General features: G+C 37.6%; 19 protein-coding genes. 2 read left to right on the top strand and 17 right to left on the bottom strand.

What is annotated here, in order from left to right; translation table 11 throughout:
- Positions 1-18: 18 nt before the first annotated feature.
- The 12 genes from JJQ93_RS10695 to JJQ93_RS10640 all read right to left on the bottom strand — a co-directional run bounded on the left by JJQ93_RS10695 (position 19) and on the right by JJQ93_RS10640 (position 10749).
- Positions 19-258, bottom strand: coding sequence for a HypC/HybG/HupF family hydrogenase formation chaperone (locus tag JJQ93_RS10695; protein WP_085112501.1), 240 nt, complete (start codon positions 256-258; stop codon positions 19-21).
- 2 nt (positions 259-260) lie between these two features.
- Complete coding sequence (gene hypF, locus JJQ93_RS10690) at positions 261-2507, bottom strand: carbamoyltransferase HypF (RefSeq protein ID WP_274893748.1); 2247 nt, start codon at positions 2505-2507, stop codon at positions 261-263.
- On the bottom strand, positions 2465-3118 hold the full coding sequence (gene hypB / locus JJQ93_RS10685; protein WP_274893747.1) for a hydrogenase nickel incorporation protein HypB: 654 nt from the start codon (positions 3116-3118) through the stop codon (positions 2465-2467). Before hypB ends, hypF begins: the two co-directional genes overlap by 43 nt.
- Positions 3119-3132: 14 nt before the next feature.
- Entirely contained in the window at positions 3133-3474 is a 342-nt protein-coding gene (gene hypA, locus JJQ93_RS10680; RefSeq protein WP_274893746.1) for a hydrogenase maturation nickel metallochaperone HypA, read from the bottom strand.
- Positions 3475-3831 (bottom strand): 4Fe-4S binding protein, encoded by a 357-nt coding sequence (locus JJQ93_RS10675; RefSeq protein WP_085112505.1) that lies wholly within the window; start codon positions 3829-3831, stop codon positions 3475-3477. It lies immediately after the preceding gene.
- A 26-nt stretch (positions 3832-3857) separates the two neighbouring features.
- On the bottom strand, positions 3858-4940 hold the full coding sequence (locus JJQ93_RS10670) for a hydrogenase large subunit (protein WP_274893745.1): 1083 nt from the start codon (positions 4938-4940) through the stop codon (positions 3858-3860).
- On the bottom strand, positions 4933-5310 hold the full coding sequence (locus JJQ93_RS10665; RefSeq protein WP_013786934.1) for an NADH-quinone oxidoreductase subunit C: 378 nt from the start codon (positions 5308-5310) through the stop codon (positions 4933-4935). Before JJQ93_RS10665 ends, JJQ93_RS10670 begins: the two co-directional genes overlap by 8 nt.
- 10 nt (positions 5311-5320) lie before the next feature.
- Positions 5321-5794: an NADH-quinone oxidoreductase subunit B family protein gene (locus tag JJQ93_RS10660; protein WP_013786933.1), complete on the bottom strand. Its 474-nt coding sequence runs from the start codon at positions 5792-5794 to the stop codon at positions 5321-5323.
- Positions 5795-5801: 7 nt separating this feature from the next.
- On the bottom strand, positions 5802-6665 hold the full coding sequence (locus JJQ93_RS10655; RefSeq protein WP_014757611.1) for a respiratory chain complex I subunit 1 family protein: 864 nt from the start codon (positions 6663-6665) through the stop codon (positions 5802-5804).
- The gene (locus JJQ93_RS10650) at positions 6662-8545 is read right to left on the bottom strand and encodes an NADH-quinone oxidoreductase subunit 5 family protein (protein WP_014757610.1); all 1884 of its coding nucleotides are present in this window, start codon (positions 8543-8545) and stop codon (positions 6662-6664) included. Before JJQ93_RS10650 ends, JJQ93_RS10655 begins: the two co-directional genes overlap by 4 nt.
- A gap of 202 nt (positions 8546-8747) precedes the next feature.
- A complete protein-coding gene (locus JJQ93_RS10645; RefSeq protein WP_274893744.1) occupies positions 8748-10232 on the bottom strand; it encodes an AAA family ATPase in 1485 nt (494 codons plus the stop codon).
- On the bottom strand, positions 10225-10749 hold the full coding sequence (locus tag JJQ93_RS10640) for a hypothetical protein (RefSeq protein ID WP_085112510.1): 525 nt from the start codon (positions 10747-10749) through the stop codon (positions 10225-10227). The genes JJQ93_RS10645 and JJQ93_RS10640 overlap by 8 nt, the downstream gene beginning before the upstream one ends.
- A 189-nt stretch (positions 10750-10938) precedes the next feature.
- On the opposite strand from JJQ93_RS10640, the gene JJQ93_RS10635 reads away from it, so the two are divergent.
- Positions 10939-11301: a NifB/NifX family molybdenum-iron cluster-binding protein gene (locus JJQ93_RS10635; protein WP_085112511.1), complete on the top strand. Its 363-nt coding sequence runs from the start codon at positions 10939-10941 to the stop codon at positions 11299-11301.
- 54 nt (positions 11302-11355) lie between these two features.
- On the opposite strand, the gene JJQ93_RS10630 is transcribed toward JJQ93_RS10635, so the two are convergent.
- Entirely contained in the window at positions 11356-12411 is a 1056-nt protein-coding gene (locus JJQ93_RS10630; protein ID WP_274893742.1) for an Mrp/NBP35 family ATP-binding protein, read from the bottom strand.
- Between the two features lie 233 nt (positions 12412-12644).
- On the opposite strand from JJQ93_RS10630, the gene JJQ93_RS10625 reads away from it, so the two are divergent.
- A complete protein-coding gene (locus tag JJQ93_RS10625; protein WP_274893741.1) occupies positions 12645-12881 on the top strand; it encodes an HPr family phosphocarrier protein in 237 nt (78 codons plus the stop codon).
- 39 nt (positions 12882-12920) lie between these two features.
- Here JJQ93_RS10625 and JJQ93_RS10620 read toward each other — a convergent pair whose 3' ends face one another.
- The 4 genes from JJQ93_RS10620 to JJQ93_RS10605 form a co-directional block, all read right to left on the bottom strand.
- The gene (locus JJQ93_RS10620; RefSeq protein WP_274893740.1) at positions 12921-14027 is read right to left on the bottom strand and encodes a hypothetical protein; all 1107 of its coding nucleotides are present in this window, start codon (positions 14025-14027) and stop codon (positions 12921-12923) included.
- Between the two features lie 64 nt (positions 14028-14091).
- The gene (rsmA, locus tag JJQ93_RS10615; protein WP_274894092.1) at positions 14092-14910 is read right to left on the bottom strand and encodes a 16S rRNA (adenine(1518)-N(6)/adenine(1519)-N(6))-dimethyltransferase RsmA; all 819 of its coding nucleotides are present in this window, start codon (positions 14908-14910) and stop codon (positions 14092-14094) included.
- Positions 14911-14958: 48 nt separating this feature from the next.
- Positions 14959-15966, bottom strand: coding sequence for a resuscitation-promoting factor (locus tag JJQ93_RS10610; protein ID WP_274893739.1), 1008 nt, complete (start codon positions 15964-15966; stop codon positions 14959-14961).
- 183 nt (positions 15967-16149) lie between these two features.
- Entirely contained in the window at positions 16150-16431 is a 282-nt protein-coding gene (locus tag JJQ93_RS10605) for a hypothetical protein (protein ID WP_274893738.1), read from the bottom strand.
- Positions 16432-16438: the final 7 nt, after the last annotated feature.

Raw genomic sequence — 16438 nt, 5'->3', positions numbered from 1 at the left:
AGAAATACCTTTCCTTTCTTATTTTTGTTTGAAGCTTTCTCTCAAAGCTTCCTCCATTTCTTCCCAAAGCCTTAGATCTTCTTCAGCCGTCTCTTTGTCTACAATGCTTATGGCTACACCTGCGTGAACCATGACATAATCTCCAATCTTGACATCAGGTACCATTGATATGGACACCCTTCTTTTTAGTCCGTTTAATTCAGTCTCTGCCACATCTCCATCGATTTTTACTACCTTTTGTGCGACAGCAATACACATAATTACACCTCCATCATATAGTTTGCTATGACTGCTTGGCCTAAGGAAATGCCACCGTCATTGCAAGGTATCTTGCTATTGGAATAAACAGAAAATCCTTCTTTTGATAATCTATCAATAATATTTTCCAATAAATATTTGTTCTGAAAGCTTCCACCGCTTAAAACCACTTTATCTATATTGTACTTTTCGCCAAGTCTCAATGCCACATAAGCAGTAAACTCTACAATTGTATTGTGAAATCTGGCGGATATTATTCCCTTGCTTACTCCTTTTTTATAGTCAAAATAAACTTGCTTTAAAATACCTGATGTATCCACCACATACTGGTCATCACTTGATACAGTGAAGTCATAATGCGATTGATCACTTTCTATGATGCTTTCGAGCTCCATGGCTGCTTGTCCTTCATATAGGACAGTGTCTTTAACACCAATCAGTGATGCAACTGCATCAAACAATCTACCCATGCTGGACACCAATGGTGCGTTTATCTTTTTGTCTATCTGCGCTTTTATGATCTCCAATTCCTTTTCATCAAACCTTTTAAGGTATTCATGGTAGCTATCCATATCTTCATTTATAAAGCCTATTGCAGTTCTGTATATCCTTTTTATAGCAAGTTCTCCGCCTGGAAGCGGATTGTACTTTATATGGCCAGCCCTTACGAAGTCTTTCAAATCAGCTATCAAAAATTCAGCACCCCAAATATTTCCATCCAATCCATATCCCGTGCCATCATATGAAAAGCCTATTACTTTGTCATCTATGCCGTATTCCGCCATACAGCTTGCTATGTGTGCATGATGGTGCTGCGTGTATATTACGGGCAAGCCCAGTGTTTTTGCAAACTGCGTCGACAAATAACCTTGATGCATGTCACACGCCACAAATTGCGGCTCCACTTTAAAAAGTTTCATGTACTTCTTTATCTCATCTACATAATACATGTACGTCTTGCTGTTATCGAGATCTCCTATGTGATGGCTTAGAAATGCGTAATTGCCTTTAGTCAAGCAAAACGTGTTTTTGTAATACCCTCCAACGGCAAGTATCGGTTTAAAGTCCATTTTAAGCACCATAGGCTCTGGAGCATATCCTCTCGATCGCCTTATGACTCTTTCGCTTTTAGCTTTCCAAGATGTAACCGTATCGTCAATCCTATTTACAATGTCTCTATCATTTAAAAGGAAACTGTCTGCTATGTCTTTAAGCCTCTTTATTGCTTCATCATTGTCTTTGCACAGAGGCTCTTCACTGATATTGCCACTGGTCATGACAACTGGAAAATCTATATATTTAAACAAAAGATAATGTATAGGCGCGTAAGGAAGCATCACACCTACGCTGTCAAGGCCATCGCTTACACCTTCAAACTCGTATTTCTTTTTTAAAAGGACGATAGGCCTTCTTTGGCTATTTAATAGCTCCATTTCATCATGGCTTACATGGCAATACCTTTTTACAGCTTCTACATCTTTCATCATAAGCGCCAGAGGCTTTCCATACCTGTTTTTCCTATCTCTAAGCCTTAATACAGCCTCATGGGATAATGCATTTACAGCCAGATGAAAGCCGCCTATCCCCTTTATAGCAACGATTTTTCCATTCCTTAAATCTTCAGCAACCGCCATAATAGGATCAATATTCGCACTTTCGCCAACATATTTAAGGGATGGTCCACAATCGTAACATGCTACAGGCTGTGCATGAAACCTCCTGTCCAAAGGATTTTCATACTCATCTCTACATAATTTACACATGGGGAATTTTTTCATAGACGTCTTTGGCCTGTCGTATGGTATATCCTCTATGATGGAAAATCTCGGACCGCAGTTTGTGCAATTTATGAACGGGTAGTTATATCTCCTGTTTTTTTCGTCCATCATCTCACTTACGCATTCGTCGCATACACCCATATCAGGAGAAATCGGCACAAATCCCTCATCTGCTTTGCTTGACTTTATGCTAAAACCTTTATATCCTACAACATCACAATCTTCTACAGATATCTCGTCTATCTTCGAAAGCTTCGGAGGATTTTCTTTTAATTCCGTTAAAAACGCATCTATTTCATCATCATAACCCTCCACGTTAATAGAAACACCAGATGATGTGTTATAAACGATGCCTGACAAGCTGTGTTTTAATGCCAAATTGTACACAAACGGTCTGAATCCTACACCTTGAACAATTCCTTTAATATTTATTTGCCTTGCACGTATTCGTCGTATTTCTCTTTCAGCCATTTCGCCAGCACCTCAAAGCCTTCCCCCGTCCTTGATGATACTTCAAAAATCTCAGCTTCATCATTAAGCGTCTTCACACCGTCGTAAAAATACTGCTTATTAAAGTCAAAATACGGCAGTAAATCTATCTTGTTTATGACAACTGCTTTCGCCTTTGAGAATAGGAGAGGATATTTGTATGGTTTATCATCCCCCTCAGCAACATTTGCCATAGCCAATTTGAAGTCTTCACCAAGTTCAAAATCTGAAGGGCATATTAGATTTCCTATATTCTCTATGAACAATATGCCACCCTCAAAATCAAGCGTAGACAATGCTTTATTTATTGAATTTGCATTCAGATGACAAGCACCACCAGTATTTATCTGTACCACCGGTATATTTCTTTCAGCCATCTTGCGGGCATCTATATCAGACGCTACATCGCCTTCTATGACACCACAAGGAATATCCATGTTTTCTATAAGCTTCAATATGAAACTTGTTTTGCCTGTACCAGGTGAGCCGATTATGTTTACCATCATGATTTTTCTTTCATCTTTTATGCTTTTGTTTTCTTCCGCAATGTTGTTGTTGGCTTCAAGCACATCTTTAATAATCTTTATTTCCATTTATAATACACTCCTTATTCAACATCTATACTATCTATATAAAGTTCTTTGCCTTTCTCAATCAAAACACCGCTGCTGCCGCAATAGGGACACTTAAACGTGAAATTATCCCTATTATAAATCATGCCGCAACTGCGGCATTTAAACTCTGCTTTCACTTTTTTAAAATCAAGCTTAGCACCGTATAATGGCGTTCCTTCGCTTAAAACATCAAAATAAAACCTTATGCTTTCTTCTTCAAACCCGGTTAATTCCCCAAGCACGATGTTTATTTTGGTCACCTTATTGACATTTCTTTTTTTAGCTTCATCAGAAACCATGTTTACGATGCTTTCAGTTATAGACAATTCATGCATTTAAGCACCGGCTTTCTCAGAATCATCGTGTTTTTCCAAGTGAATGTTGTACTTTTTGTCTGTGCAGCTTCTGTAATGCACATCAAGCTTTAAACATTTCTTAGGGCACTTTTCCACGCATACGCCACACAAGACACATTCAAAAGGATTGTACTCCCAAACGCTGGTCTTTCTGTCCACCTTTATGCAGTTTGATGGACACACTCTCTGGCACATGCCGCAAAAAATGCATTCATCAATGTTGTTTTCCAAATGACCTCTGTTTATATCAAAGGGCTTTCTTTCTTCAAAAGGATACATACGAGTCACTGGCTTCTTTGACAGATTAGAAAACACGCTTTTTAGCATATCCAACATCTCAATAACACCTCTTCCCTGACAGATTATCTTTCCGTACAACTGATGCAAGGATCGATGGTCAGTATGAGTACAGGGACATCTTGTAAATGAGATCCAGGCAATATTTTCAAAAGAGCCGGTATATTAGCAAAGGTAGGTGTTCTTATGCGAAGCCTATCCAAAAATTTCGTGCCATTTGATTTAATGTAGTACACCACTTCTCCTCTTGACTGCTCAAGCCTTGATATGACTTCACCAGCAGGTGGATTGCCTTTTACAGGAACGCTTATTTCCCCTTCAGGCATCTTTCCTAACGCCTGTCTTATAAGGTCAATTGACTGGAATATTTCCTTCATCCTAACCAAATTCCTGGCATAGCTGTCACCAGCTTTTTCCACAATCGGCTCAAAGTCAAGATACTTATAAGCAGCATAGCCAGTAGTCCTAAGATCTAAATCCACGCCGCTTCCCTTAGCCATAGGTCCAGTTGCGCCAAGCTCGTACGCTTCTTCTTTCGTCAAAACTCCTATGCCAACAGTTCTTTGCTTTACAGTATAGTTGTTCATAACAACATCGTTAATGTCCTTAAGCTGTCTCTCAACATCGTCTAACTCTTTTAAGATCCACTTAGCTTGTTCGCTATTTATGTCTTTTCTGACTCCGCCTACTATATTAACTGAAATTATGACTCTGTTGCCTGATGTAGCTTCCAGTATGTCCATTATCTTCTCGCGAATCTTCCACGTCTGCATAAAGAGGTTTTCGAAGCCAAATGCATCAGCAAAGAGTCCAAGCCATAAAAGATGGCTGTGGATCCTGTGAAGTTCTGCCCAAATAGTCCTTAAATATTCAGCTCTTACAGGAACCTGAACCCCCATCAATTCCTCTATTGCTTCACAATAATCCTGCCCATGCATACAACTGCATATACCGCAAACCCTCTCTACGACGTAAACCATCTGGTTAAAGTCCTTTTTCTGCGCTAAAGTTTCCAAACCTCTATGGACAAAACCGAAAGCAGGATATGCCTCTACTACCTTTTCATCCTCTACAACAAGTTTTAAGTGAATAGGCTCAGGCAAAACAGGGTGCTGCGGTCCAAACGGAATCGTACTTTTATCACTCATTCTTACCACCCTTTTCTCTTCTTATAATCTCTATGTCTGCTTGTGGACTTATTGGAGAGCTTTCACCCAACATAAAGTTTCCTCCAAAGTCAACTGCAAGGCCATCAAACTCAACTCCAAAAAGCTCTTTTATCTCATTTTCTACTGCCAGCGCACATGAATAAATATCTGAAACGCTGGGAACATTTTTCCCGTCGGTTATGATGTGGATGTTTTCTAAATCATAACCGATGGCAAATGTGTATATGATTTTAAATTTATCTTCTAAATTAAGGCACGTTTCTGTGACAAATCTATATCCACCATCGTGGTATTTCTTCACTTCACTTTTTAGATTGCCTATTTCCACTTCTCTGCTATTTACGATCATAAAATCACTCCTAACCTAAGCTTTTGGCTGAAACTATTACTTCCTTGCGAGAATACTTCTCTTTTAATATTTGTGCCGCCTTGTAAAGACCATCTATCATGGCCTCAGGCTTAGCCGGACATCCAGGAACATACACATCGACAGGAATCACCTTGTCTATGCCGCCTAACACATTGTAGCAGTCCCTAAATATGCCTCCGCTGCATGCACAAATTCCCGCTGCCACAACTACTTTTGGATCAGGCATCATGTCATAGACATTTTTCAATACATCTTTATTTTTTTCATTTACAGTGCCCGTTACTATCAAGATGTCAGCATGTTTCGGATTTCCCACATTTACCATACCAAATCTTTCCATGTCATATATAGGCGTCATACATGCCAAAACCTCTATATCACATCCATTGCAACTTCCACAATCGTAATGGACTACCCATGGTGATTTTGAGAAGGACTTTTTCACAAATTCTTTTAAACCCATAAATTTATCACCTCGATACATTGCTAAAGTACAGGTAAGCAATATTTAAGACTGTAAAACTTATACCCACAATCCAGCTAAAGCTAAGCATCCACTTAAGCGTCATCCTTGCAGATATATTATCTACAATTATATCTAAAAAGAATACAAAAAGCGATATCAAAGCACCGATCACAAGATTTTGCGACCAGAAAATTGCCAGCATTGCTAAAAGCAGCACTAACTCATACCAATCAGCTATTTCTATTAAAGCCAGATACGGCCCTGCGTAATCTGTGAGAATCCCTCTTACAAGCTCTTGATGAGCATGTTCGGATGTAGAAAAATCGAAAGGAGATTTCTTTATTTTTATGTCCAATACAAGGCTTAAAACCACAAAAATAAGCGGCAAATCCAGAAGAAGCCTTCCATGTGACATTATATCGTGCAAATTGAAGCTTCCAGCTACATAGTACATGCCAATAAGCACAAATATAAGGAGAGGTTCATAAGCAAGCATCTGCATAAGTTCCCTCTGAGCTCCTACTTGGCTGTACGGTGACCTTGTAGCCAATGCCCCTATTACATAGAAAACAAGCCCTATTGACATTATAAAAATTATCATAAGAAGGTCAGCTTTTATTGCAAAGAAGCCAACACTTAGTATAGCTGATAACAAATATATATAAGCTGCGAATATCTGAAAGTCGTTTACTATCATCTTCTCTTTAGAAAGCAATTTTACAACGTCGTAAAAAGGTTGCAATACAGGTGGACCATACCTGCCTTGAATAAGAGCTGTTACTTTTCTGTCTAATCCGGTTATGAGACCACCTATAAGCGGGGTCAAAATGACCGCCGCCAAAAAAATCAAATAATCTGTCCACGTCATAGCAATATCCCTCCGAAAACCGCCAGTATCAAAATAAACGAGATGTAGTTCATGTACTTCGTCATCTTCTCTTCATTTATTATACCTGGAAGATAATAATTTTTTACATCATAGCCGTTGTTTGAGTCATCGTAATTGAGTCCAGCCTCATACGGTTTTGTCTCTACTATGTCGCGTGAATTCCTTATTGTCAAAAATGCCAAGATGACAGCTAAACCTATGGCGAAAAACACTGGATATATGGAAAATCCACCAAGATTGCTTTCAAGGTATCCTGCTGCAGCTTTTATCGAAATAGACATCTTAAGCATGTTTATTTCAGGCTTTACAATAGCATTAAAAAGCTGCGTCACAGCCAAACTCAGCACAATCGCTATCGTAACTAAGCTGTACAAGGCAAACTTTACTGTCGTCGGTTGCTTTTCTACGAAAAATTTGCTGTTATGTCCTTCTGACAATATATTGCCTATCCACCTGGTGTAGTACATGACCGTTATAGCGCTGCCTAAAATCAAAAGCAGTGCCACAAGTAGATTTCTCGATGCTGCTTCAATGGCCATCCACTTGCTTAAAAGCATACCAAATGGTGCAATCATCAACGACAAAATGCCTATAAAAGTTATGATGGTCGTAACAGGCATTTTTGTAATGAGCCCTTTCATGTCCTCGATGTCGCGGCTACCGATATTTTGTTCAATTGTGCCGACGCACAGGAACAAGAGAGCCTTTGACACTGCGTGGAATATTAAAAGCAAAATTGCCGCTGTTATAGCACTGGAAGTATTGATTCCTATGCTGGATATCATCAATCCTAAGTTGGCAATCGTGGAATACGCCAATATCTTCTTGCCATTGCTTTGACTTAAAGCCAATATTGATGTGGCGATAAATGTGAAAGCACCATACAGTGCTATAAACCCGCTTAATGTCGTACCTCTAAATGTAGGAGCTAATCTTAAGATAAGGTATATAGCAGCTTTCACCATCGTGCTTGAGTGCAAAAGTGCTGACACCGGTGTCGGTGCCACCATAGCACCTAAAAGCCAACTTTGGAATGGCATCTGAGCAGACTTTGTAAATGCACCTAATACCATAAAAGCCACAGGTATCAACAAAATATACGATGTATCAGACTTCAAAACAGCATCTAATGTTATCATGCCAGTATATTTGTATAGAATTATGATTCCAACCAACAATGAAAATCCGCCAAACATATTAATCCACAAGGCTCTTGATGCATTTTTGATTGCCACTTCTGTCTTATCGTGAGAAATAAGCAGGAAAGATGACAGAGAAGTTATCTCCCAGAAGAAATACAGCCACATCAGATTATTGGAGAATATTATGCCATTCATTGCTCCAAAGAACAAGAGTATGACTGCAAAAAATCTTGATTGCCTTGATTTAACCAATTTTTCTTCTTTTTCATGATGATCCATGTAACCAAAAGCGTACAAAGCTATTATAGGCCCTACTATCGAAACCACCAAATTCATTATGATTGAAAGATTGTCGATGTAAAATGCGCTTACTTCTTGTTCTTTCAGTACAAATAATTCAAAGTATGCAAGAGGCAGTATCTGCAATATTGAAAAAATCGCTATCTTAGGCTCTTTAACCTTAAATGACACATAAAGAGTATAAAGTAAAAGTACATAATCACCAACTTTTATCAATTTATCGATGATTCCATAATACGATGTTCCAATCACCGCCGGTAAATTGGCAGTTTTAAAAATTGCCAATGAACTTAAAAATACGATAAGCAGTGTAGCCGAAACAAATACCTTTCTCGCTGAAGCCTTACCAATTGTAATTGTTATCAAGCTCATTACAATTGGAACAACAATGCTTATTAAAACCAGATCACTTGCCATTTTTTCACTCCTTCTTTATTTCATTTAATGAATATTATATATTGTATACATTTTTAAATACCCATTTTGATTATAAATCTAATTAAATGATAAGTCAATTGTATTTAATATTAATTAATTTTGTTTATTATTTAACAATATTTCAATGAATTTTGCAGTTTTTCCCACAAAAATAGCAGAGGAATAATCTCCTCTGCTGCCGTCAACAAGCTTTTTGTGCAGTCTCTCCATTCAGTATCCTTCTTAAATATTCACCAGATATCGTTTCTTCTTTAACTAATATACTGGATATCTCGTTCAGGACATCTATCTTGTCCTTCAAAATCTCTTTCACCTTTTCTTCCTGCTCCTTTATTATCCTGTTTACTTCCTCATTTACCTTATCCCCTGATATATCGTCTTTACTGATGATGCCAAGGCTTGAAAGCCCTGTATAGACTATTTTCTTTGCAATATCCACTGCCTGTTCAAAATCGTTGGCAGAGCCTGTACTTCTGCTGTTTAGAATGAGAAGCTCAGCAGCCGTTCCACCAAGAGCCACCATTATTTCGTGCTCCAACTGTTCTTTCGTGTATATAAACGTATCGTCTTTCTCAGTCTGTCTTACGAAGCCTAAAGCCTTACCTCTTGGCACTATCGTTACAGTAGCCACAGAATTAGGATTGACTATCTCTCCAATTATGGCATGTCCTGCTTCATGTATCGATACTCTTAGTATCTCATCTTCTGTAGGCTTTTTATCTGTCTTTTCGCCAAGTATGACTTTGTCAACCGCTTCCTGCAAATGCTTTTGCATTATCTTAGATGAACTATCCCTCATGGCCAATATAGCCGCTTCGTTGCACAAGCTTTCCAGATGAGCTCCCGAGAAGCCAAAGGTATCTTCTGCAATCGCCTCTAAATCCACATTTTCATCTAAAGGCTTGTTTCTCGTATGAATCTTCAGTATTTGCAGCCTACCGCTTTTATCGGGAAGGTCTACCGTCACCTGCCTGTCAAACCGCCCCGGCCTTAATAAGGCTGGGTCTAACATATCAGGTCTATTTGTAGCTGCCACCACAAGAATATTTATATCATTATCGCTTTTTATTCCATCCATCTCAACAAGAAGCTGGTTTAGTGTCTGATCGTACTCATGGTGACTTTCGTTTGTACCTCTTTTTGCACCAAGTATGTCTATTTCATCTATGAAGATTATCGCGCTGTTTTTTTGCTCCTTTTTAGCCAACGCTTTTGCCGATTCAAAAAGTTTCCTGACTCTCTGTGCACCGACACCTGCGTACATCTCTATAAATTCACTGCCAGATGTAGCTACATAGCTAGAGTCAGTGTACTTTGCAGCAGCCTTAGCAAGAAGCGTTTTGCCTGTACCTGGAGGTCCACTTAAAAGTATTCCTTTAAGCGGCCTTATGCCCATTTTCCTGATTTTATCCCTGTTTATCACAAAATCCAATGCTTCCTTCAGCTCTGATATGGCTGTGTTTTGACCGCCTATGTCATCAAAAGACACGCTTGTGTCAGGATTTACTACTTTTCCTGACGAACTTATAAGCCCCCTGCTTTCCAGCAAGAAGCTTAAAGCGAAAATCATCATTCCTACTATCACAATAGGAGTTATATCTATGCCTAATATAGCAGCAAAAATCACTAATGCAATTGAAATACCGATTAGTATTTCTTTAACCATCTGTTACATCCCCCTTTGTATTGCGCGGTATAATCTTGTACAAGTAATTTTGACCATCATATATACTTAAATATATATTGCTACCATCAATATAGACATTCGTCTTCGCACCTTTTTCAATGCCATTTTTGTCAACAATTTTGCTCATATCTATATAATCGCCATTTTGAATGGCCTGATATATGGCAAACTGATCTTCGTAAAATAGACTGTCTAATTTGTCGTTAGGATTGTCAACTATCTTTATATCAATTTTAACCGGATATTTCTCAATTATTTTTTCAATGTCCTTATACGCTGTCATAAGGTTGTCTACCTTTTTAAGCTTGATATTTGCCGTATAACCGCTGTTTCCAATACTTACATTTGCAGATTGAACATTATTGAAGGACTTTATGTCATTGGCTATCTTCTGCGGCAATATGCGGTTCTGATATAAATTAAATCCTCCTAAAAGCACACCCAACGCCAACGTCACTGTTACTATAACTACCTGCCATTTTAATTTTGAAAACATAATATACCCCCTTTCCAGCGACGTGATATATCATATTATATCATAAAATATATACTCAGACAACACCATAGTATCTCATTTGATTTCTTCAACTCATAAAACTATAATTAACTTAATAATATATAATTATATTACAACTTATATCCAAAACTTAATGTTTAAAATTTACAGAAATAGGAGTGAAAAATCATGAGGATAGCAGCTACTGTGACAAATGACGGATTAATTTCTAAATTGCCAGACGGTCCTTATATAGTTATCTATGATGTAGAGAGAAAAGACGCAGAAAAATACGAAAATCCAGGTTTTCCTCTAAAAGATGGTAGGCGAATCGCTACAGTTAATTTTCTCATAGAAAAGAAAGTCGATCATGTCATCACAATACCCGAATCATTCTGCGACATATCGTATGGCAAAGCTAAAAATAGCGGCATCAAATTCATAAGACTTGATGAAAGTCTGCCATTTGAAAATGTCATAGAAAATCTTGAAACTTACTTAAATAGCGCAGCGTATGATATACCAGAACAAGAATTATTTAAGAAAAAATGAAAAATTTATAGGAGGCATTGGTAATTTCGATGCCTCCTTTTTTAAGATAAATTATCAGCCAATAGGCTTTACTTTTTCTGACACTTTTTTCGCCAGTTCCAAATAGTATTCTGCTTCAGGTTCATTTATAAAAGCTACTGGCAAGCCAATATCGCTTTTTTCGCGTATCTTTATGTCAATAGGAATCTTTACAAGAACTTCTGTATTAAGCTCTTTTGCAAGTCTGTCTGTTTCGCCTTCTCCAAATATATTGTACTTTTTATGGCAATCAGGGCACTCAAAGTACGACATGTTTTCAGCTATTCCTATAAGCTCTATATTTACCTTCTGAGCCATATATGCAATCCTTCCTGCCACATGTGAAGCAGATGCTTGTGGAGTCGTGACAAGCAAAAATTTCTGCTCAGGTATTTTCTGCATTATTGTAAGAGGTACATCCCCAGTGCCTGGTGGCAAGTCAATTATCATGTAGTCAAGTTTTCCCCAATAAACATCATTCATAAACTGCTCCAGGACGCCTCCTAAAAGCGGTCCTCTCCAAATAAGCGGTGTATCTTCATCTGCAAAATTGCCCATGGAGATAACCTTGATGCCGTACTTCTCTATTGGCAGTATCGTATTTTCATCTAATGCATAAGGTCTTTCGCCTACTATGCCTAATAAACGAGGTATGCTGAAGCCTAAAACATCGGCATCAATTAAGCCAACTTTGTAGCCTAACTTTCCTAAAGCAACTGCAAGGTTTGCAGAAACCGTAGACTTACCAACACCGCCTTTGCCGCTTCCAACTGCGATAACACGAGTCTTTTCAAACAAAGGCACTTTCCCTTGATTCATGCTATTTGCAAGCTTTTGCCTTTCTTCTTCTGTCATGGCTCCCATGTTGACAACCACATCATCAACGCCATCCAAGCTTTTAAGTTTATTTATGACATCTTCCTTTATGGTGTTTTGAAGTGGACAGCCTTTGATTGTCAATTTTATGTCAACTGTGACTGTACTGCCGTCTATATTGATATTATCAACCATATTAAGGTCGACGATGCTTCTTCCTATCTCAGGATCAAAAACATCTTTTAGTGCATTTAAAATTTGTTCTTTTGTAAGCAACTGTATACCCCCTAATGGTATTTTATTTTTTAACACTTATATTATAATATACAATCCTAATAAATAGAATACCTATAAAGCGAAATTTTTATCATATGTCACATTTAAAATCCACCTTAATGGAGTGAAAACAATTACCAAATTAACAATGAAATTTTTGTTAAATCGGTTGATTGAATAAAATTAGCTCTTAATATATGATTAAAATAAATACAAGTAAGGGGGATAAGTGTATGAAGGAGTTTCAGATTTCTTTAAATTCAATTGATAAGGTCAAAAATTTTGTGGAGAAGATGTCAAAATACCCTTTTGATATTGACATCGTATCAGGTCGCTACGTCATCGATGCAAAGTCCATAATGGGGATTTTCAGTCTAAATCTTGAAAACTTGCTTACGGTTATACCACACACAGACGATGAAGAAGCATTGGCTAACTTTTCCGATGACATAAAAGAATACATGAAGTAAAAATAAATTTAAAAGCGTAGACTATCTACGCTTTCACTTTTATATTATCGGCGGCGGTGTAGAGCCTTTTGGTATGGCTATTTGTCCCGTCATTGCATCAATGTGCATCAACCAATACCCCATATCGCCGGCATTTCTCATATTTTCCTTTAATGGACACCAGTACACAAACCCTGTCATGCCTCCAAAAGGTTGGTCAGAAAGTGTAAATAGCCCCGGCATGCCGTAGACGATGTATTTAAGCTTACCATTTTCGTCATTTACAAATCCTACTAAATAATGATCGTAGAAGCCATTCCTATATCCCGTATTTATCCTCCACCATCTGTAACCTTCCAGATTATTTTCAAATGGATGAACTTCATCAAGGTAATTCACAATATTATTTACATACTCTTTTAAATATTTTACATAACCGCTGTTTTCCTGTTCATAAACATCACTTTTAGTTATTGTATCATCGCTTTGATGCTCCGGTTGAACGCTTGTATTCCCTTCATCATTTAAATTAACATCACCCGTCTCCTCTATATTGTCAATTTGTCCATTTTCCACATCTTTTTCAGGCTCAACTTGAATTTCCACTTCTTCTTCGTGGTATTCCTCGTCATTGTACTGTGGCAATGTTGTATAGCTATCTACACTTTCTTTTTGACTTTCAACTAAATCCTCAATAAAATGAATCTCGCTTTTATCTTTTTCAATATTCTCTATGTTTTTCATAAGCTTCTTATAAGTGGCTTTCCAGTTAAATCTGGACTTGTCTATGACGCCAGACAATGGAATCAGCCTCTGTTGTCCATTATCTGCTTCTACTAATGCTACAGCAAGATCATCAAACTTCACACCCTTATCAAGCACATCGTCTGTATTAAAAGACCATTCTGCACCGCCTCTGCCTTTGTCGTCTACCCTTATTGCTCCAAACTCAACTAATTTAGGACTTTCTCCGATTTTTAAAAATTTTACTGTGTAAGAATAATTAGAATCGAGATTTTGAAGCGACGCTGTAATTCGGCCCCTTCCATTCATAGTTTCTATTTTAAGGTACCCTGATATTTCCTTGTCCTTTAAAAGCGACGCACCTCTCTCGTCAGGTTCCAGCATTATATACATGCGCTTATAAATATCCTTCCTTAAAGGCATTTTATATCCCCCTTATTTCAAATATATTTTAGCAATATATATTATGAAACAGGGGGATTTAATATTACATCTTCATATCATAAATGGTGTTTGCAAGCTCAGCAAACTTTTCTATTGAAAGAGTCTCTCCTCTTTGTTTTAAGTCTATGCCACATTTTGTCAAAGCATCTGCAATTATTGATTGATCAATGCTAAGGGATTTTAAAGAATTTGTTATTACTTTTCTTCTCTGTCCAAATGATGATTTCACTATTCTAAAAAAAAGTCTTTCGTCCTTCACAAATACAGATGGCTTATCAAGGACATGTAATTTTATAAGCGATGAACTTACTTTTGGCTTAGGTGAAAATACTTCCGGAGGAAGATTTAACAGTATCTCCGGCTTTGAGTAATAGTTTACTGCTACTGTCAATACGCCATAATCTTTGCCACCTGGATTTGCACATATCCTCTCCGCCACTTCTTTCTGCACCATTATAGTTATGTCTTTCATCAAGCGGGACTCTAAAAGTTTCATTATTATAGGCGATGTTATGTAATAAGGCAGGTTTGCAACGACTTTGCACTTTTCCCCTCCAAAATACGCATTAACGGTTTCTTTCAAGTCAACTTTCATTATATCGTCATTTAATACGATTAGATTATCACGTCCTTTAAAATCTGCCTTAAGTATGTCATAAGCTTCTTGGTCTATCTCATAAGACACTACCATATTAGCCTTCTCCAATATTTTTCTTGTCAGGGTGCCTAAACCTGCGCCTATCTCTATCACATTATCATCCTTTGTTATGCCTGATAAATCAACTATTTTTGATAGTATGTCTTCATCAAAAATAAAGTTTTGTCCAAGTCTTTTCTTTGTATTGAATCCTTTTATTTTCATCATCATCCAACCTCGCTTTTTTCAAAAAACAAGACAGGTTAAACCTGTCTACTTAAGTATATAAACTCTAACAGTTCGTCTTCCCCAATTACACGCTTCTCTATACGATGTAAAGAACAAATCGATGATATTGCCTTTTATCGCTTCCCCAATATCTGCTGCAACCCCAGGACCATACCCCTCAACATAAAGTCTTGTACCTAAAGGTATTACTCTCGGGTCAACCGCAATGATACCACGCCCGACTGTAGCACCAGAATACGTTAGGGATCCAGGCGGTGCATCATACCCTGTCGCATCCATTACCTTCATCTCTCTATATCTGTAGGTTTCTCCCCTTGACGTAGTCAAAAGCCCTAATGTGCCTACCTGCACTATCTTTGTTATGGGATCTTGCACTACGACGTCTTTTATAACTTGCCTTGATACTTCTTTCCCATCTTCATATGTAATTTTTATCGTCTTTTCTCTCTTTCCGTTTTGACCTTCTTGCACAACTAAAGTCTGACCTCTTATCATATTGTCATTTTGAATTGTTTGAACGTTGAAAGCTATATCTTCATCTTGAGTTATTACTTTTTCATTTACTCTAGTAATTGTGACATTCATTCCGCTATATGTTTTGCTATCTAAAGAGGTGCTAATTTTATCGATGGGACTTACTGTGATTTTTCCTTGAGCTAATACATCTTTTAATGTTGGTTTTACTGTGTATATTGTAATATCTTTTCCATCAACGTGAATTACCACGGGGTATGCTCTTTTAATGCTAACTTTCATTCCATTTTTCAGCTTCGAATCTATCGATGGTGTAACTTCGTCTTCTTTTCTAAGCTTTATATTTTTCTCCGCCAATAAGTCTTTTACACTGCTTTTAAATGTGGTCACAGCAACTGTTTTTCCGTTATCTGTGATTGTCACCTGTTTTTTCAAGTTAACGTATACAGTTGTACCTACTAACAAAATGACCAATGCAGCCAATATCAGAATTCCAACCGGTTTTTTGATAAGCTCAGTAAATGCACCCGGCCAAATTCTTCGGTTGCTTGCATCCATTACATAACCTCCTCATTTTTATTGGGAAGACTTTTTATAATTTTAATATAACATATTATTTTTGTCAAATTCATTTCATAATATTTATCTCCATTTCCATAATAAGTTATCACTTATATTATCTACTACATTATTATATTATATACATGAAAATATTATGTTTCTTTTGAAAAAAATACGCCCTTACGGGCGCATCATCTGCATCATTTGTGTCATTATCATGTATGCCATTGAAACATGATTGTAAGCATCCATAAACATTCTCATATGCTCAGGAGGGCACTGCATTGGTGGCATCATGCCCGGCATTCCTGGCATTGGATAAGGCATTGGTCCCATTGGTGGCTCGGAAGGGCACGGCATCGTAGGCATACCGCCCATTGGCGGTTGCATAGAACCCAAATACGGTTCTGGATTTACAGGTGGAACATTCATGGGATTTTCATTTACATTTTCTCCATCCATCTTTCAA

The sequence above is a fragment of the Thermoanaerobacterium sp. R66 genome (assembly GCF_028895185.1).
Taxonomy (GTDB): domain Bacteria; phylum Bacillota; class Thermoanaerobacteria; order Thermoanaerobacterales; family Thermoanaerobacteraceae; genus Thermoanaerobacterium.
This window is presented reverse-complemented; position numbering and strand designations above follow the sequence as displayed.